General features: G+C 39.9%; 17 protein-coding genes. 15 read left to right on the top strand and 2 right to left on the bottom strand.

The annotated features are described in order from the left end of the window. Window positions 1-11: 11 nt before the first annotated feature. The 13 genes from BTN98_RS11855 (at window position 12) to BTN98_RS11795 (ending at window position 15,695) form a co-directional block, all read left to right on the top strand. The gene (locus tag BTN98_RS11855) at window positions 12-1,028 is read left to right on the top strand and encodes an aldose 1-epimerase family protein (RefSeq protein ID WP_060996787.1); all 1,017 of its coding nucleotides are present in this window, start codon (window positions 12-14) and stop codon (window positions 1,026-1,028) included. Window positions 1,029-1,112: 84 nt separating this feature from the next. After that, window positions 1,113-2,033, top strand: a complete 921-nt coding sequence (rbsK, locus tag BTN98_RS11850) for a ribokinase (protein ID WP_060996786.1) — start codon at window positions 1,113-1,115, stop codon at window positions 2,031-2,033. 32 nt (window positions 2,034-2,065) lie between these two features. After that, on the top strand, window positions 2,066-3,076 hold the full coding sequence (locus BTN98_RS11845; RefSeq protein WP_060996785.1) for a substrate-binding domain-containing protein: 1,011 nt from the start codon (window positions 2,066-2,068) through the stop codon (window positions 3,074-3,076). A gap of 197 nt (window positions 3,077-3,273) precedes the next feature. After that, window positions 3,274-4,209 (top strand): alpha/beta hydrolase, encoded by a 936-nt coding sequence (locus BTN98_RS11840; RefSeq protein WP_060996784.1) that lies wholly within the window; start codon window positions 3,274-3,276, stop codon window positions 4,207-4,209. A gap of 338 nt (window positions 4,210-4,547) precedes the next feature. Further along, window positions 4,548-4,844, top strand: coding sequence for a SemiSWEET transporter (locus BTN98_RS11835; RefSeq protein WP_087820588.1), 297 nt, complete (start codon window positions 4,548-4,550; stop codon window positions 4,842-4,844). A gap of 209 nt (window positions 4,845-5,053) precedes the next feature. Beyond that, window positions 5,054-7,495, top strand: a complete 2,442-nt coding sequence (locus BTN98_RS11830; RefSeq protein WP_060996783.1) for a polysaccharide lyase 8 family protein — start codon at window positions 5,054-5,056, stop codon at window positions 7,493-7,495. Window positions 7,496-7,695: 200 nt separating this feature from the next. Beyond that, the gene (locus tag BTN98_RS11825) at window positions 7,696-8,985 is read left to right on the top strand and encodes an anaerobic sulfatase maturase (protein WP_060996782.1); all 1,290 of its coding nucleotides are present in this window, start codon (window positions 7,696-7,698) and stop codon (window positions 8,983-8,985) included. 70 nt (window positions 8,986-9,055) lie between these two features. Next, window positions 9,056-10,675 (top strand): sulfatase family protein, encoded by a 1,620-nt coding sequence (locus tag BTN98_RS11820; protein ID WP_060996781.1) that lies wholly within the window; start codon window positions 9,056-9,058, stop codon window positions 10,673-10,675. A gap of 209 nt (window positions 10,676-10,884) precedes the next feature. Beyond that, complete coding sequence (locus BTN98_RS11815; protein ID WP_231730620.1) at window positions 10,885-12,327, top strand: DUF2264 domain-containing protein; 1,443 nt, start codon at window positions 10,885-10,887, stop codon at window positions 12,325-12,327. A 117-nt stretch (window positions 12,328-12,444) separates the two neighbouring features. Beyond that, complete coding sequence (locus tag BTN98_RS11810) at window positions 12,445-13,299, top strand: tagatose bisphosphate family class II aldolase (protein WP_060996780.1); 855 nt, start codon at window positions 12,445-12,447, stop codon at window positions 13,297-13,299. Between the two features lie 190 nt (window positions 13,300-13,489). Then, the gene (locus BTN98_RS11805) at window positions 13,490-14,470 is read left to right on the top strand and encodes a sugar kinase (RefSeq protein WP_060996779.1); all 981 of its coding nucleotides are present in this window, start codon (window positions 13,490-13,492) and stop codon (window positions 14,468-14,470) included. Then, the gene (locus BTN98_RS11800; protein WP_060996778.1) at window positions 14,457-15,101 is read left to right on the top strand and encodes a bifunctional 4-hydroxy-2-oxoglutarate aldolase/2-dehydro-3-deoxy-phosphogluconate aldolase; all 645 of its coding nucleotides are present in this window, start codon (window positions 14,457-14,459) and stop codon (window positions 15,099-15,101) included. Before BTN98_RS11805 ends, BTN98_RS11800 begins: the two co-directional genes overlap by 14 nt. A gap of 9 nt (window positions 15,102-15,110) precedes the next feature. Then, complete coding sequence (locus tag BTN98_RS11795; RefSeq protein WP_060996777.1) at window positions 15,111-15,695, top strand: DJ-1/PfpI family protein; 585 nt, start codon at window positions 15,111-15,113, stop codon at window positions 15,693-15,695. A 70-nt stretch (window positions 15,696-15,765) separates the two neighbouring features. Here the strand turns inward: BTN98_RS11795 and BTN98_RS11790 are convergent, their stop codons facing one another. Further along, a complete protein-coding gene (locus BTN98_RS11790) occupies window positions 15,766-16,443 on the bottom strand; it encodes a type 1 glutamine amidotransferase domain-containing protein (RefSeq protein WP_060996776.1) in 678 nt (225 codons plus the stop codon). Window positions 16,444-16,712: 269 nt separating this feature from the next. Then, complete coding sequence (locus BTN98_RS11785; protein ID WP_060996775.1) at window positions 16,713-17,435, bottom strand: YebC/PmpR family DNA-binding transcriptional regulator; 723 nt, start codon at window positions 17,433-17,435, stop codon at window positions 16,713-16,715. Window positions 17,436-17,762: 327 nt separating this feature from the next. Here BTN98_RS11785 and BTN98_RS11780 point away from each other — a divergent pair, with 327 nt between their 5' ends. Together BTN98_RS11780 and BTN98_RS11775 are read left to right on the top strand one after the other, a co-directional pair. Beyond that, window positions 17,763-18,491: an IclR family transcriptional regulator gene (locus tag BTN98_RS11780; RefSeq protein ID WP_060996774.1), complete on the top strand. Its 729-nt coding sequence runs from the start codon at window positions 17,763-17,765 to the stop codon at window positions 18,489-18,491. A gap of 45 nt (window positions 18,492-18,536) precedes the next feature. After that, complete coding sequence (locus BTN98_RS11775) at window positions 18,537-19,517, top strand: formimidoylglutamase (RefSeq protein ID WP_060996773.1); 981 nt, start codon at window positions 18,537-18,539, stop codon at window positions 19,515-19,517. Window positions 19,518-19,671 lie beyond the last annotated feature (154 nt).

Below are 19,671 nucleotides of genomic sequence, written 5' to 3'. Positions count from 1 at the left end.
AGGAATAAAAGATGTTTACCTTACCGTTATCTAAAGAAAACTTTACCAAGCAAAGAACGTTGATCGCTCAATCTGAACATTTTGAAATTCATAGCTTCCTGTATAACTCAGGCGTACATGCCGTTGAAATTAAAAATGCCAAAGGTCATTTAGTAATACTGCCTTTTATGGGACAGATGATTTGGGATGCACAGTTTTTAAATACTGACTTGTGTATGAAAAATATGTTCTCTGAACCTAAATTCGCCAAAACAATTGTCGAAACTTATGGTTGCTTTGCTTTTCACGCTGGCATGATCCGCATGGGCTGCCCATCCCCACAAGATGATCATGCACTACATGGTGAAATGCCTTGTGCCACTATGGATAGTGCGTGGTTAGAAATTAATGATGATAGTGTTGTTATCAAAGGCAGTTATGAATATGTAATGGGGTTTGGTGATCATTACTTAGCAACACCTTCAGTAAAGTTGAATAAAGACGCCAGTGTATTTGATATTCAAATGGTGGTGAAAAACCTTGCTAGTGTAAATATGCCGTTGCAGTATATGTGTCATATCAATGCGACCTATGTTGAAAACGCCGTGATGACACAAAACATACCTGATGCAGCATTAATGTTACGTGAAACAGTGCCTGCACACGTACAACCGACATCGCAATGGCTGGCATATAACGACAGTTTAAAAACATCAGCACCTATTTCAATGTTAGATAAGCCTGACATGCATGATCCAGAGATAGTGTATTTCATGGATGATATTGCAGGTTATGCTGATCGAGCCGTGTTTAGAATGCAACTCAGTGACGATAAATTTATGCAGACTGAGTTTGATACCCATGAATTTAATTGTGCTACGCGGTGGTTATTATGTAATGGCGATCAACAAGTCGCGGCATTTGCATTACCAGCAACTTGTCGACCTGAAGGCTTTTTAGCGGCTAAAGAGTGTGGCAGCTTGCTGTATCTTCAACCACATGAAGAACGTTGTTTTACTGTGCGTACTGGTATTTGTCCGGTTGTATAACTGATTGCTGATTATAAAAAATCAAAAGCATCTATTTTTGTTATCTTGTATTAGAAAAGCTCACGAAGAGCCAAGGAAAATCCTATGAATAAGTTAGTGGTATTAGGTAGTGTTAACGCTGACCATGTTCTGCAAGTCCCTTCTTTTCCACGTCCGGGTGAGACGCTTCATGGGCGTAACTATCAAGTTATCCCTGGCGGAAAAGGAGCAAATCAAGCGGTGGCTGCGGCACGTTTACATGCCGATATTGGCTTTATTGCTTGTGTAGGAGATGACTCGTTTGGGATTAATATTCGTGAAAATTTCAAAATCGACGGTATTGATATCACAGCTGTGAAAATGCAACCAAACTGTCCAACTGGCATTGCAATGATTCAAGTATCAGACAGTGGTGAAAACAGTATCTGCCTGTCTGCAGAAGCGAACGCTAAGCTAACAGCGACTGCAATTGAGCCTGATTTAGAGCGTATTCGTCAAGCTGAGTATTTATTGATGCAATTAGAAACCCCGTTATGTGGGATTGAAAAAGCCGCTCAAGTGGCGAAGGCTGCTAATACTGCCGTGATTCTAAATCCAGCGCCAGCGCGCGCTTTATCTGATGATTTATTAGCGTGTGTGGATATTATCACGCCAAATGAAACCGAAGCCGAAGTGTTAACAGGGATCACGGTGACAGATGCTGATAGTGCTCAACGCGCGGCTAATGTTTTGCATGCAAAAGGCATTAAAACCGTGATGATCACCCTTGGCGCGAAAGGCGTGTGGCTAAGCCAGAATGGTAATGGTGATATTATTGCGGGATTTCGTGTTGAGGCGACGGATACAACTGCCGCAGGTGATACCTTTAATGGCGCATTCGTGACTGGTTTGTTAGAAGGTTTACCTTTAGAATCAGCAATTAAATTTGCTCATGCTGCCGCTGCTATTTCGGTTACTCGTTTTGGTGCGCAAACCTCGATTCCAACTCGTGATGAGGTTGATGATTTTCTGGCTCAGCAATCATAGTGTAAGTAAGTACTCAACAAAGGAAAAATAACATGGCAACGATGAAAGATATCGCAAAATTAGCTGGAGTTTCTACATCCACTGTCAGCCATGTTATTAACAACACCCGCTTTGTAAGTGATGAAATATCAGCACGGGTTAATAATGCCGCTAAAGAGCTTCATTACAGCGGACCATCTGTATTGGCGCGTAGTTTTAAAGTTAATCGCACCAAAACCTTGGGCATGTTAGTGACAACATCAACCAACCCTTTTTTTGGTGAAGTAGTAAAAGGTGTTGAGCGTAGCTGTTATCAACAGGGGTATAGCCTTATTTTGTGTAATACCGAAGGTGATCACCAACGGATGCGAGAATCAATTAATACCCTATTGCAAAAGCGTGTTGATGGCTTAATTTTGATGTGTTCGTCATTAGAAGGTGAGCAGATCGATGTGTTTGAGCATTACCCTGATATTCCCGTTGTGGTGATGGATTGGGGCTCAATGCTATTTACTAGCGACAAGATTCAAGATAACTCGCTGCGGGGTGGCTATATGGCGACTCAATATTTGATAGCTGCTGGCCATACTGATATTGGTTGTATTACCGGGCCTTTGATTCGTTACCAAGCGCAAATGCGTTATGAGGGCTATAAACGGGCGATGAATGAAGCGAAATTAAGTTTTAATTCAAGCTGGATTGTCGAATCTGATTTTGAATGTGAAGGTGGCTATACTGCCTTTATGGAAATGTATCAGCATGGCCGTTTACCGAGTGCAATTTTTGTGGCTAATGACATGATGGCAATGGGGGTTATCAATGCGGCTAATGAATGTGGGGTTAATATTCCTAATGATTTATCCGTGATTGGTTATGATGACATCCATATAGCAAAATTTATGTCACCGACATTGACCACCATCCATCAACCAAAGTATCGCTTAGGACAGGCTGCAGTGGAAACCTTACTTAAACGGTTAGATAATCCAGCCAGTGATACTCAAACAATTCAACTAGAGCCTACTTTAGTCACTCGTAATAGTGTGAAGATTATCGCGAATTAATCTGTCGTATCAGCCAATATTGAATAACAGAATATGTTACTAAGATGATAAGTTTCCCCACTTATCATCTTTTTTTTGCTCTAATAGTATCAACTAACACCAATAGATTATAATTTAGATATCGGTATATTACTGATGATATTGTTGTTTTTCATGTCATGACTCAATAAATAACGTTGTGAAAGGAGATCTGGCAATTGAAACGTAAAATAGATGATGCATTAGCAGTGTGGCTCGATGAATTTAATCTGCAATTGGCAGCATTAAATGCAACAGGTGCTCCATTGAGTGCAACACGCGCACGGCAAGGATTAGCCACTATTACCCAGTCATTGGTTACTGATATCCCTTATATACCAATGGTTAACGATGCTGCTATTGAACATGTACCGATTAGGGTTTATCACCCACAACCTCAGCAGCCGTTACCTATTTTGATGTATTTGCATGGTGGCGGCCATGTTGCAGGTAGTATTGCTGTTTATGATCCTATTTGTCGTAAATTGGCACTAGCCACCCAGCATATTGTGGTTGCCATTGATTACCGTTTAGCGCCTGAACATCCTTATCCTGCAGCTGTGAATGATGGTTATTTGTGTTTGCAGCAGTTATTGCCTCAATTGGATCGAATGGGGGTTAATTATTCACCACAAGTTTCTATTGGTGGCGATTCTGCAGGGGGGGCACTTGCAGCTACATTGTGTGCATTGGCTCAACAAGACAATGCAATATCGATTCATAAACAAGTACTTATTTATCCAAGCCTTGATTACACCTTATCTTTACCCTCAACAGTGATTAATGGCCGCAATTATTTTCTGCAGACAGATAAAATTGAGTGGTATTTTGAACAATATTTTGCAGCTAAAGATGATAGATATAATGCCTCGCCATTATGGCTAGCGATTAGTGAACATTTTCCGGCAACATTAGTGATCACGACCGAGTTTTGTCCCTTACGTGATGATGGTCGCTATTATTATCAGAAATTATGCCAGCAAGGCGTCAGTGCTCAGCATTATCATGTGCCGAATATGGTGCATGCTTTTTTAAATTTAGAAAATGTAGTACCGACTTATTGTCAGCAAGTATACGAGAGAATAAATACGTTTTTAGCTATAGATGAGGCGTAAAACAAATAAAGTCGTAAGTAATAATTGGAAAGATAACTTACGACTTAATGCTGAAAAGAAATAAGTTTCATTATTCAAAAATTGATTCTAGTAGTGAATATAAGCCACGCAGTAAATCCATATAACACCTTCCATAGTGAGCTATCTTGTTGGTATACATTGTCATTTGTTCTAAATCTAGAATAGTGAGATTACACATTAAGTCAATGGCAGTTGAGTGAAAAAAGTGTATATTGTGAATATTGATCACTATTTGTTATTAAATGGTAATCAATGGTTTTTTTTCAATATCTTTTGAGTTGTATTAATCACAACATCGATGTACATGAGGATTATGGATGATAACTCGTTTTAAGCGTTTAGCTGCAGCATTTGAACCTTTTATGTTATTGATGGGAGTTGTTGGTCCATTAGCCACATTGCCACAGTTATATAAATTATTTTTTTCTCATAGTGAGCATGCTTTAGGATTATCGTTAACTACATGGGTGCTTTATGCGCTCCTCGCCGCATTATGGGCCGTGTACGGTTTTGTTCATAAAAATCCACCTATTTGGGTTGGTAACAGTCTTGGATTTTTAATGGATATGGCAATGGTAGTAGGCATTTTTTGGCATACAGGTGGTACGTTTTAACGTTATTTATGGTTGCTGTATGTAACTAGTTCAACAATGGCCATTGTTTTCGCTTTGACAGATATGCAACTTTCAGTTGTGATATTGTGGCTAAAAGTAAAATAAGGGCCATTTTTCGATCAAAAAATAGTGATGCCAGTGCTTTTTTGCTTTCATTTTATCCTTTATCGTAATTAAACGAAAATTAATAACGGAAGGATAAAGGAATAATGAAACATGCTAATTTAGCGGTATCTATTGCCGTGGCGTTATCGATATTGATCGTACCTACCTCTGTATTTGCTCAACCTAACACGACCTCGATAGTTAATCATCAGCAATCACAGCCGTTAGTTGAGTATCAAGCATTACGCCAACGTTGGGCGGCGAGCTTTCTTGGTGATGTTACTATTCCCTTTGATGACACCTTAAAACAAACCGTTATTACAACCAATAATGCCGCAGATAGATATTGGTCATCAATGTTAACTGCTCCTACTCGCACCAGTTTGTGGAGTGATGTGGTATTAGATGCGCAAACGGATACCGGTAAAAAAGTATTAGGGGCAAATATACGTACTTCTTATCAACGCTTATTTGACATGGCAAAAGCTTACCATTTGCGTGATGGGCAGTTACAGAATAATGCTGAATTACTGAGTGCCATTATTGATGGCATGGCATTTCTAAATCAACATTATTATAAAGTTGGCGTAAAAGAATGGGGCAACTGGTGGCATTGGGAACTGGGTACACCAAAAGATATTCATAATATTTTAGTGTTGTTATATGACCAATTACCGCCGCAATTAATTACCGCTCACACGCAAGCAACTCGTTATTTCACGCCAGAAGCCACCCATTTAGGTGCAGGGCCTGGTGCTGATGTGTCAAGTAATCCTCATTACCGTTTATCGACGGGAGGTAATCGCACAGATAATACTCAAGTGGTTATTCTGCGTGGTATTCTGGATAACAATAGCGCTGAAATAGAAGCTGCTATCGGCGCTTTATCGCCTGTTTTAGCAGAAGTGACAACCAGTGATGGCTTTTATAGTGATGGTAGTTTTTTACAGCATTATGATATTGCCTATAACGGCACTTACGGCAATGTATTACTCAGTGGTCTTGGCGCACAATTAGATTTAGTCGCTGGATCGCCTTGGCAAGCAACCGATCCTGTACTTAAAAATATTTATCCGATTATTTTTAAAAGTTACGCGCCATTATTAGAGCGCGGTAGCATGATGGAATTTGTCAATGGACGTGCAATATCTCGACCAAAAGAACAAGGCCATCATGTGGGCCATTTAGTCATAGCATCACTATTGCATTATATTGATGGTGCTGATCCTCAGGTAAAAGCACTGTTGCAAAATCTTATCAAAACTCAAATTACTCAAGACACATTTTTCGACTTTTTTACCTCGATTAAGCATGTCGGCAATTATCAAAAGGCTAAAGTCTTAGTTGCAGATCCTGAGGTAAATGGTGAACAACTGCAAGGATTCTTTAACTATCCAGCGATGGACAGGGTTGTCTATCGTGGTGATGATTGGAGTTTCAGTTTAGCCATGCACTCTAGTCGCTTAGGTAATTTTGAGTGTATGAATAATGAAAATAAACAAGGGTGGTTCACCGGTGATGGCATGGGTTACCTCTATAATGGTCAGCTTGATCATTACCATAATTATTGGCCAGCAGTAAACCGTTACCGCCTTGACGGTACAACAGTTGATAACCAAGTGATGGCTGATTGTGATGGTCAACGTAATCAAATTAAAGGTGGACGTCAAACACAAATGGATTGGGTTGGCTCGCTACGTTTTGATGATATTGGTGCTGCGGGAATGATGTTCAGTAATTGGAATAATACCTTAACGGCTAATAAGTCATGGTTTATGTTTGAAGATGAAATTGTGATGCTTGGTTCTGATATTAAGTCGACGACACCAGCAGATATAACCACCACGGTAATGAACCGAAAATTAGCTGATGTCGGTAACAATAAGCTGTTTGTTAATGGTAAACGCTGGCAACCACAGTTAAGCCATACTATGAAGTTACGCACATTAACTCTGACTAATAGCAAGCTTGATGACAGTGATATTAGCTATGTATTTCTAAAACCAACAACCGTCACCGTTGAGCAGCAGATACAAACGGGAGATTGGAGTGATATTGGTGTACATAGTGGACAAGTTAGCGCCAATTTTGTTACTGCAACTATCGCACAAACGGCTGAAAATGATCACTATGCCTATGTATTAATGCCTAATGCGGATAAAGAAGATGTACAAGATTTCATTGAGGAAATGCCGATTAAAGTACGTCGTAATGATAAGTTAGCCCATATTGTCACTCATAAAGAACAAGCTATAACCGCTGCTAATATATGGACAGATCAAGGTGTCAAAGTCACTAACCAGCTTAGCGTATTTTCAAAAATGGCGCTGATGGTTGAAAAAGATGATCGTGAGTTAAAGCTTGCGGTGAGTGATCCGTTACAAACACAAACAATGTTACATATCAGGCTGCATAAGCCGGTTGAAATTGAAACTGATATTGAGCAACGATTGCAGCTCGATGGTCAGGGAAATCTGATGATTAATGTCGATGGGTTAGTTGGCCAAAGTTATACCTTTACGCTAAAAAGAGTTGCTGCTGACTAATTATTGAGTCACTGATATAGCCGTCACTAAATAGATAATACAATTTCTATTGGTGACGGTTTTTTTTCATTTGGTGTTTTTTGGATAAAAAACTTACGTTAGCTTTCATTTTATTTTGTTTGTGATCTTAGCCGCTTTAATCTTTCATTTTCTTTCGTATGATACCTTATCAGTATTTCGAAAGCATTTAAAGGGTAATTATGGCGCAGTCCTCATTTCCGTCTCAGCAAGCACGTTTTCATATGATGGCTAAGCCAACCAGTTATCGCTGTAATTTAAAATGTGATTATTGTTTCTATTTAGAAAAAGAAACTGTTGTCGGTAATACCAGTGCTAACCGTTGTAGCTCGACTGTAAATACTGCGACTTCAAGTGCTACTGTGGCGAGTAGTGATCAAATGTCAGATGCAACCCTAAAGCGTTATGTTCGTCATTATATTGCCAGCCAAAATAGTAACGATATCGATTTTTCATGGCAGGGTGGAGAGCCGACGCTCGCGGGATTAGACTTTTATCGTAACGTGGTTAAATACCAAGCCCAATATGGCGCAGGGAAAAACATAACCAATAGTTTTCAAACTAATGCGGTAGCTATCAATCGTCAGTGGGCGCAATTTTTTGCAGAGCATAAGTTTTTAATCGGTGTCTCAGTTGATGGTACGCCAGATGTTCATGATAAATATCGTATATCTGTTAATGGTAAACCTACTTTTGAACGGGTTAAAAAAGCGATTGAATTACTTTTAGAATATCAGGTTGAATTTAATATTCTAACGGTTATCAATGATCAAAATTGGAATAAAGGCCGTGAAACCTACCGCTTTTTAACTTCATTAGGCGCCCGCCACTTACAGTTTATTCCTATTGTTGAAGTTCAACCTCAATATCAAGCCAATAGTAGTGGTCATTATTCACCACAAAAAGACGCACTATTAACACATTTTTCTGTGCCTGCTGATGGTTATGGTCAGTTTATGAGTGAGGTGTTTGATGAGTGGTTACAGCACGATGTTGGTACGGTGTTTGTACGCATGTTTGACAGTATTTTAGCGACATGGCTTGGTTATCCCGCTTCTGTGTGTGTGCAGTCAAAACAGTGTGGTCAAGCGATGGTGATTGAAGCCAATGGTGATATTTATTCGTGTGATCACTATGTTTATCCCGCTAATAAACTGGGCAATATTGCTAGTACCGATCTGGTTAAGTTAGCCACCAGTAAACAGCAACAACGGTTTGGAAATGCGAAATCGCAAAAATTGACCCAACAATGCCAGCAATGTGAGGTCCATGGTTTGTGTTATGGCGGTTGTCCGAAACACCGCTTGGTGACTGTGGCAGGCGAAAAGCATAAACAAAATTATTTGTGTCGCTCATACCAACAGATCTTCCGCCATACCGCACCTGCAATGCATATGATGAGTCAGGCGATTCAGCAAGGCGGAACTGCGGTAGATGCATTGCCTTATTTGACCCAATTACGCTCAGCATAATATTGATCATTAAATTGAATTTTAAGACGTATTGCTGTGTGTTACAGCAGTATATTACCAGGAGTATACAATGAACCTGTCCTCGACGAAGAAGACAATAATTGCAAGTTTTGTGGCTGCTGCTTGCATGGCCTCTACTGCTGTAGCAAACGCAGCTCCAACAACGGCCATTGAGAAACAGCCCAATGTGTTATTAGTGGTTATGGACGATCTGGGGACAGGTCAATTAGATTTTGCATTAGACAGTTTGAATAAAAAAACCTTAGCTGAACGCCCAGTCCCCGTTCGCTATCAAGGTGATTTTGATAAAATGGTCGATGCAGCTAAGCGGGCGATGCCAACCGTTGCAAGTCTCGCTCAGCAAGGCGTGAAAATGACCAATGCTTTTGTAGCTCATCCGGTTTGTGGCCCTTCTCGTGCTGGTATTTTTACTGGCCGTTACCCAACCAGTTTTGGTACTTACAGTAATGATGATGCCCTGCAAGGTGTGCCGCTAGATATCAAATTATTACCGGCATTATTTCAAGAAAATGGTTATAACACCGCTAATATTGGTAAGTGGCACAATGCTAAAATTAGCAGTAAAAATGCCGTTGCAGATAATAACAAAACCCGTGATTACCATGATAACCAAATACCGGTAACCCCAAAAGAATATGCGCCAGAAAGCCGTGGCTTTGATTACTCTTACAGTTTCTACGCATCTGGATCTGCGTTATGGAATTCACCTGCTATTTATCAAAATGGTAAAAATATTCCAGCGCCAGGTTATTTAACTCATAACTTAACTAATGAAGCGCTGCAGTTTATCGAGCAAAGTGGTGACAAACCGTTCTTTATTAACCTCGCTTTTAGTGTGCCGCATATTCCATTGGAAGAAGCGTCACCTGCGAAATATATGGAGCGTTTTAATACCGGTAATGTTGAAGCCGATAAATATTTTGCTGCGATCAATGCTGCCGATGAAGGTCTTGGACAAATAGTTGAACTGCTTAAGAAAAAAGGTGAATTAGACAATACACTGATATTTTTCTTATCTGATAATGGCGCAGTGCATGAATCGCCAATGCCAATGAATGGTATGGATCGTGGCTATAAAGGCCAGATGTACAATGGCGGTGTACGGGTACCATTTGTGGCATATTGGCCGAAACATATTCCTGCTGGTGGCACTAACGATACTCTGATCTCAGCATTAGATATTCTTCCTACAGCATTGACTGCTGCGGGCATTAAGATCCCTGCTGAAATGCAGCTTGATGGTAAAAATATTTTGCCGGTGCTTGAAGGTAAAACGAAGCAATCGCCGCATCAATATATTTATTGGGCAGGCCCTGGTGCGAAGCATTATAGCGAAGAAAACGATGCGTTCTGGCATGGCTACTGGAAATGGATCACCTATGAATCTAATGACATTCCTAAAAACCCAAATTTAGAAAAGTTATCTAAAGGTTCATGGGCGATTCGAGATCAGAATTGGGCATTGTATTTCTATGATGATGGCACTAACAAAGTGAAATTATTTAATGACAAGCTTGATCCAAGTGAATCAAAAGATCTGGCTCAGCAATACCCACAAAAAGTGAAGCAAATGAAGCAAGCTTTCTATGAGTGGATCAAAGATAAACCGAAACCTGTGGCATGGGGACAAGATCGTTACCAAGTGCTAACAGAATCAGCAAAAAGTTAATAACAGCTAAAATATTCGCACTGCCATTATGTTGAAGTTATATCAATATGATTGTGGTGCGTTATTGTTCATGGAGGATAACAATAATGAATGATGTACAAGCCACTACCACAGTCCCTGATGCTAAATTGAATATCGAGCTCACGTCTCTCAACACGGTACTGCCACCGCCTTATAAAGCGAAACATATTTCAGTAACTGAGCGGCCAATGATTGCGTATGAACATCCAACCGCTGCGATGTATATGCAATTATTTAAACAGCGACTAGTACGTTTAAAAATGAAAGCGACAACTTACTCGATAAATGATGCAGCAATAGCGGAATATTTTACTAAACCTGAACTAAGCATTGAGAACAAATGCCAATACTTAGTGCGTTATGTTGCTGAAGCGTTTGAACATTATTCGGTGTGGGATTATAGCCATGCTTATTATCCAGGACGCCCAAGTCAACAAAATGCTCGCACAGATGCAATGGAAGGCACTAGCCGAGTATTACCGACTTTAGCTGCATGGTTAAGTCAACATGGTGCACAAGCCTTAATTGGATTGAATGATAAGCCACTAAATATTGTTGCAATGTTACGTCAGGCTTTTTTAGCGGGCACTGATCCGCATCATGCTGGCTATTGGGGACAACTACACGATTATGATCAGCGTATTTGTGAAAGTGCTGATTTAGCGTTGGCACTATGGTTAAGTCGTGAACATGTTTGGCAACACATGACGGCAGTAGAACAAACGCAAATCATCACTTGGTTTAAACAAGTTAACCACTGTCAAACTGTTGATAATAATTGGCATTTATTTCCGTTAATGGTGCAATTGGTTATTAAAGCACTCACCGGCGAAGATAGTGTTGCTTATGATAAGTACCAACGAATTAAAGAGTTTCATGTAGGTGACGGTTGGTTCCGCGATGGTGCGAAAGGTAATTATGATTACTACAACGCATGGGGATTTCATTATTCACTCTATTGGCTCGATCAAATAGATTCAAATTTTGATAGCGATTTTATTCGTCAAACCTTAGCGGATTTTGTTACTCAATATCGCTATTTATTTACTGCTGAAGGCCTACCTTTCTTTGGTCGTAGTGCTTGCTATCGACTGGCGGCTGCAGCGCCTTTGATTATGGCCGTTGATCAACGTAGTGAGGTTATTTCTGCAGGTGAAGCTCAACGCGCATTTGCGACCAGTTTAGAATATTTTATCAGTAATGGTGCTATGCAACATGGCGCACCAACCCAAGGACTGTTTGGTGATGATACCCGCCTGGTTGATAACTATAGTGGACCTGCAAGTAGTTTTTGGTCACTGCGAGCGCTGAATATAGCTTTATTTTGTGGTGAACGCTGTGGTTTGTGGGATGCAGAACAACAACCGTTACCCGTCGAGCAAGGTGATTTTAATTTTTCATTGCCTACGATTAATGCGCAAGTGATGGGTGTTTTCGAAACGAAAGAGGTGGTGGTAGTCTTTAAAAATGACTATCTCAGCGAACAAAGCCCATTATCGCGGCGATTAGAGCCTCAATCCTCGCGTCATTACTGGTTAGAGAAGATCCTTGGGCGAGCAGAAAGACCGAAAAATAACTTATTGCGTAAAGGTATTACCTGTTATTCATCAAAGATGTCACATTTCTTTTGATTTCATTTTGTTATTTATTTTCGATTTGAAAGTGATTATGTGATTCAGATCTTTTTATTTGTTTTTGTTTTCGAATATTATCCAAATCGAAAGTTAACGGAATGTTTGAGGTTTTTTATGTTTTTGGTTTCTTCGCGTGAAATGCTGTTGAAAGCGCAGCTAGGTGGCTATGCCGTTCCTGCTTTTAATATTCATAATCTTGAGACAATTCAGGTAGTACTTGAAACGGCAGCTGAGATGCGTTCTCCAGTTATTCTTGCCGGCACGCCAGGTACTTATTCTTACGCGGGTACTGATTACTTGGTGGGTATATGTCTTAAAGCTGCACATATTTATCAAACGCCAATCGCACTGCATATGGATCATCACGAATCATTCAGTGATATTCGTACCAAAGTAGAGGCTGGTATTAAATCTGCAATGATTGATGGGTCTCATCATAGTTTTGAAGGCAATATCGATATTACTCGTAAAGTGGTGCAATTTTGTCATGGATGGGATTGTTCAGTTGAAGCTGAATTAGGCCGTTTAGGTGGTCAAGAAGACGATCTTATTGTGGAAGATAAAGACGCACTTTATACCGACCCAGATGCTGCGATCGAATTTATTAATGCGACTGGCATTGATTCATTAGCGATTGCAATCGGTACTGCGCACGGCATGTATAAAGAGCAGCCACAGTTAGATTTTGATCGACTAGGCATTATTCGCAGTAAAACAGATACACCGTTAGTGCTGCATGGCGCTTCAGGTGTGCCAGATGAAGATGTACGTCGTTGCATTGAATTAGGTATTACCAAAGTGAACGTTGCTACTGAACTTAAAATTGCGTTTGCTGATGCTGTGAAACAATATTTTATTGAGCATCCACAAGCGAATGATCCACGTCATTATATCATTCCGGGTAAAGCGGCAATGAAGCAAGTGATTCAAGATAAAATTCGTGTATGTGGTAGCGAAGGAAAAGCGTAATTAACCACAAACGAGAACCTCTCGCCATGGATGACACAATGTAATACTGACTCCCCCTAAAGTGCCTTACTTTATTCAGTATTACATTTATAACTTTGAGTGATGATGTTTTTTGGCCATGATTGCGCTCCTATCTCAAGCACTCATGGCCTTTTTCTGCCAGCTAATACTAGCCAGTAGGTGAAGAAAAATGACATATTCGAATTTAGCGATAAAGCACAATATAGCCATTATGGGTGAGTGCATGATTGAACTAAGCGGCGCGCCTTTTGCGACTCAACAGCAAAATTTTGGTGGCGATACGCTTAATACCGCAATTTATCTTTCTCGATTGCTACCGCAAAGTTCGCCTTGTTATATCACAGCACTTGGTATCGATAATTACAGCCATGCGATGATTGATGCATGGCAACAAGAAGGCATTGATTGTCGTTTTGTGATGCGTGAACGCGATAAATTACCAGGTATGTATGCGATTGAAATTGATTCGCAAGGAGAGCGTAGTTTCCACTATTGGCGTAATGATTCTGCAGCACGCTATATGTGTGAGCATGCGCAGTTTTCACAAATTATGGCACAACTAAAAAGCTATGATTTGATCTACCTCTCAGGGATATCTTTGGCGGTTTTACCTGAGCATGGCAAAATTAAACTTATTGAAGCTCTTGCTAGTTTAAAAGCAGGTGGTTGTAAAATTGCAGTTGATTCTAATTATCGGCCGCGATTATGGAATGGTGCTACGCATGCAAAAACATGGCTATTAGAATTATATCGTCTAGCTGATATTGCATTAGTGACTGCTGATGATGAAGATTTATTGCGTGGTGATGTGAATACACCAGCAACGGTTATTGCTGATCGTTTGCACCGTTTAGGTGTTGATCAAGTGGTAGTGAAACTAGGCAGTAAAGGCGCAATGTGGTCATGTGCAGGTCAACATGGCTTTGTTGATGGTAATAAGATTGATGATGTTGTCGATACTACCGCCGCAGGCGATTCTTTTAATGCGGCTTATATAGCGGCATGGGCACAAGGTTTACCAATGGCTGAATGTTGTCAGTGGGGGAATAACCTTGCAGCACAAGTGATTCAACATCGTGGGGCAATTATTCCACTGCAATGTACCCAATATTTAACGGATTTAATGAGTAGTAATTATGATGACAAATGAATGGATTGATCGTTTGCGTGCATTGCGAGTAATGCCTGTTATACAAATTGAAAATGCTGCTGATGCGGTACCACTTGCTAAAGTATTAGTTGAAAATGGCCTACCTGCTGCGGAAATCACCTTTAGAACGGCTGCTGCAGCTGAATCTATTCGTTTAATTCGCGCTGCTTACCCACAAATTGTATTGTGTGCTGGGACAGTATTAACCACCGAACAAGTCGATGCTGCAATTGCAGCAGGGGCTGATTTTGTGATCAGTCCAGGGTTTAATCCAACCACAGTAAAATATTGTTTAGCCAATAACATTAAAATGATCCCTGGGGTTAATAATCCAAGTTTAGTTGAACAAGCATTAGAATTGGGTGTGAGTACACTTAAATTTTTCCCTGCTGAAGCGTCAGGTGGCATCAATATGCTTAAATCATTGGTTGGGCCTTATAGCCAAATTCAATTGATGCCGACAGGTGGCGTTACACCGCTAAATTTAAGTGATTATTTAGCTATTCCTCAAGTGATTGCTTGTGGCGGTACTTGGATAGCACCAACAAGTGCTATTACGCAGCATGACTGGGATTTGATTGCCGCCAATGTACGCGAAGTGTGTGCAATGATTGTTCAGGCGAAGGCATAAGGATTAATTATGACCAATGTAAAGCATGTCGCGGTATTGCTTGCCGATGGTTTTGAGGAAGGCGAGGCGGTAGTTTTTATCGACATTATGCGCCGTTTAGATATTAAAGTAGACGTGTTGTCTTGCATGGAAACCACCACACTAAATACTTATTTTGAAACCAAAATTAGTGCTGATTATGTTCTCGCGAATAAGTTTGATTGTACTTATGATGCTGTGATGATGCCCGGTGGACCACAAGGTACTGATAATTTGTCAGCCAATGCCAATGTTATTGCTTTTTTAAAGCGTCATATTGAAGCCAATAAATATATTTGTGCATTATGCTCATCAGGCGCAAAAGTACTTGCTGCGCATCATTTATTACAAGGCCGCACGTATACAACCGGAGATAAACTCGCTGAAAAATTCGACGACGGTGAATTTATTAAACAGAAAGTAGTCGTTGATGGTCAATTTATCACTGGGCGTGGTTTAGGAGTAAGCTTTGAATTTGCGTTTACAGTTGCACGTTATTTATTAGCCGATAATCACCAAAAAGTTGATTGGCAAGCAAGCCATATTTATTTTGATCATTGGCCTCTGAATAATTGACAATAACGTTTATTATCTGAATGTTAAAAGCCTAGCTAGAAAGAGATCCAATAGCTAGGCTTTTTAAATTCTATTGTAATTGGCGAATTATTTCCGCAGCTACAGCTTGAGCAGACGCTGGATTTTGTCCGGTGATGAGATTTTTATCAACGACAATATAACTCTGCCAATCAGCGCTTTTACTATAATGTGCCCCTTGGCTGGTTAACATATCTTCAAGTAAAAAAGGCACAACATCCGTTAATCCAACCGCAGCTTCTTCACTATCACTAAATCCAGTGACATTTTTACCGTTGATTAATGGGCTGCCATCAGGATTTTTAGGCGATTTTAATGCGGCCGGTCCATGGCAGACCAAGCCTGTCGGTTTATTGTTTTGATAACACCATTCAATGATTTTTTGTGATGCTGCATTGTGTGATAAATCCCATAGTGGTCCATGTCCACCAGGATAAAATACAGCGTCATAATCGGCAGGATTAATAGTCGACAATAACAATGTATTAGCTAATTGAGTAATGGCATCAGGATCATTTTTAAAACGCAGCACCGATTCAGTTTGAAGTTCCGGTGTATCACTTTTTGGATCTATCGGTACTTGTCTGCCATTAGGAGAGGCGAGAGTAACGGTGTAGTTGTTATCTTTAAAGGCATAAAACGGCACTGTAAATTCATCTAGCCATAGGCCAGTTTTAGCCGTAGTTTCGCCTAAATTCTGATGAGATGTTAATACAATTAAAATATTCATATTTATCCTTGAACTCCCGTTTAAATAAGCCATATTCATTGAACATAAATTAAAATCACAATTAGTTATAGGCTTAAAAAATTACAGCAACAAGTGAAATAGCGATGTTTTTTGTCAATATTATATCTAGCTAATTATCCAAATAATGGCATTAGCGAAGGGGGAGTTTAAAGACCAATTACAGCAGTATATTAAGCGAGATGGTTGATAAGTATACATAAACAAAAAGGCCACCGGAGTGACCTTTTTGTAGGAAATAGCAGTCTAACTTAGTCTGCCATTTCAGCATTGTGGTAAACGTTTTGCACGTCATCACAATCGTTTAGTGCATCAAGGAATTTCTCAAACATTGCAATGTCGTCACCAGCCAATTCGGTCATTGTCTGTGGAACGAAAGCAATTTCTTCAGAATCAATCACAACATCCGGCATGGTTGCTGCAAGTGCATTTTTAACTTTGAAGAATTCAGTATGAGGAGCATAAACGGTAATTTCGCCATCTTCACAAGTGATGTCAGTAACGTCAACGTCTTCCATCATTAGATTTTCAAGTACAACTTCTTCGTCAGTACCTTTAAATTCAAATACTGCTTGGTGCTCAAACATGTGACCAACAGTACCAGGGCTACCGATTTTTGCATGGTTCTTAACGAATGCTTGACGAACGTCCATGAAAGTACGGTTGTTGTTATCTGTTAGACAGTCAACGATAACCATGCAGTTGCCAGGGCCAAAACCTTCGTAACGTGCAGTTGAGTAATCTTCACCGCCGCCGCCTTTCGCTTTATCAATTGCTTTGTCGATAACGTGGCTTGGTACCTGATCCTTTTTCGCTTTCTCAATAAGACGGCGAAGTGCTAGGTTGCTATCTGGATCTGGACTGCCGTTCTTAGCACAAACGTAGATCTCTTTACCGTATTTAGAGTAAACCTTGATCTTAGCGCCTTGGGTTTTTGCCATAGACAATTTGCGTACTTCGAACTTTCTTCCCATGAGGAATCACTCTCTTTTACTGTTTTAGACGGTCAATTATGCAAATATTTTACCAGTACCCCCTTATTCTGGCTAGTTAGATCTGTATTTATACGAAGTAAAGTCGATTTTTTTTATGTTTACGTTGAAATAATAAACGCTGCTTAACAACACTAACACGAGGTTTTATTTTTGGAGTGAAAGATTTCAAATATAGGCTAACTTCTCGCAATGTAATAAAAAATAGAGATTAAATCCTATATTTTCTCATTATATAAGAATGGTGCTTGTTGTTAGTGATAGAATTAGTTACAAATAATCATCACACAAATTAGAGATAACCTACCTGTGACTCATTCACTCAGTGCTAATGAAAAATTGTTGCAAGTGCTTATTCACATTGCGGCGTCAAATGTGCCGTTACAAGCACAACAACTCAGTGCCGAAATGGAAATGCCAATAAGTAGCGTATATCGCTATTTAGCATTACTTCGTGATTGGAATTTAATTGAAGAAAATCATGGTCGTAATACTTATAGTGCCGGCCCTGCAGCATTACAACTTCAGCGTAATTTTGAAATGAATTCACCGTTACCTGATGGCGTAAGACCTATTTTAAAGCGTTTACAACAGCAAACTGGCGAGATGTCAGCTTATATGGTTGCGGTGGGATTTAATGCTTTATGTGTTGACAGTATTGATAGTCCCTATGCGTTGCGTTGTAGTTATGAGAAAGGACAAAGTCAGCCATTGATCCGTGGCGCCTCGGCGAAAGTTATTTTGGCTTATTTACCATTGGCACGCCAATTAACGATTTTAGAACATTACGATATTACCGAGCAGCAACAGATAGATAGTTGGATTTCTGAATTAGATCTTATTAAGCAAGATGGTTTTGCTATTAGTACATCAGAAATTGATGTTGGTGTTTCTGGTGTCAGTGCACCCGTGTTTGTGGGTAATAAAGTGGTTGGAGCTGTCAGTGTTATGGCGCCAGCAGAGCGTATTAATAGCCGTAAAAATAAGATTGTAATGTGTGTATTACAAGCAGCAAGAGCATTACCACCACAACACTAGAGTGTGTTGTTTATAAAGGCAAATGAAGGTAGGGAAGATAGGCGTATGTTAGTAGATCAATTAAAAAAGTTATTTAAAAATGAGCCTCAAAAACCGATGTTATATCATCGTAAACATACGCTCATCAGCCCTTATACTCAACAATGCCAACCCGGTGTGATGTTAGTGGGTGTTATTTCAGATCTTAATGTTGATTGGGGCCGTGGTCGACAAGGTGCAAAAGAAGGTCCAGCCAGTATTCGGCGTATACTTCCGCGCACCCATCCACAAACGGCATTACCTTTTTATGATGCCGGTGATATTGAACAAACCGCTGATGACCATAGCTTTGCGGCAGTAAGTCACAGGCAACATCAAGTGTTGTTGCGTGGTCTACGTGAGGGGCATTTTCCAGTTGTTCTCGGTGGTGGGCATGAAATATCAATTGCCAGTTATCAAGCATTGTCTGATTTTAGTGCTGAGACACAGTTATCATCAACAATAACAGATACACAACCAACGCTTACGGCTCCTCGTGTTGGGGTGATTAATTTTGATGCACATTTTGAGCTAAGACCATCACTGTCGTTACGGGCAGGCTCTGCATTTCATGCAGCATGGTGTTATAGCAAACAGCAGCAACGCGATTTTGATTTTCTTGGTTTAGGTATTTGCGATCATGCTAATTCACAAGCGATGTTTAAATTAGCACAAGACCTTGGCTGCCAGTGGCTGTTAGACAATCAAATGACGGCTCGCAATAAAAAACAGATTCAGGCGCAATTAGACAATTTTATCGATAATGTTGATTGTATTCAGCTAAGCATAGATTTAGATGTGTTTTCGTCATCAATAGCACCAGGGGCTAATATGACGCGTATGCATGGCGTGAGTTTATCAATGGTTGAATGGGCAATTAAACATATAATGGCAACAGGAAAAGTTAAAATTGTCGATATTGCTGAATTAAATCCTGAGTATGATTACGATAATCAGACGGCAAAATTAGCCACTAAGCTAATTCAAACCATTGTTCATTTTGTCTAAACCCTATTTATAAATGGGTAACAACATGAAAAAGATAGTTTTATCGTCTCAAAGGTTGTTTTTTAATGGTTTTGATTAAAAACAATATAAACGATAATAATATTATTGTTTTTGTAAAAAAAAGACTTTACAGCCAAGGCTAATCTCGCTATTA

Origin of the sequence: Photobacterium aquimaris (assembly GCF_002954455.1) — a bacterium.
Lineage (GTDB): Bacteria > Pseudomonadota > Gammaproteobacteria > Enterobacterales > Vibrionaceae > Photobacterium > Photobacterium aquimaris.
Note: the sequence above shows the minus strand (reverse complement) of the source record. Positions and strands in the feature narration are given on the sequence as shown.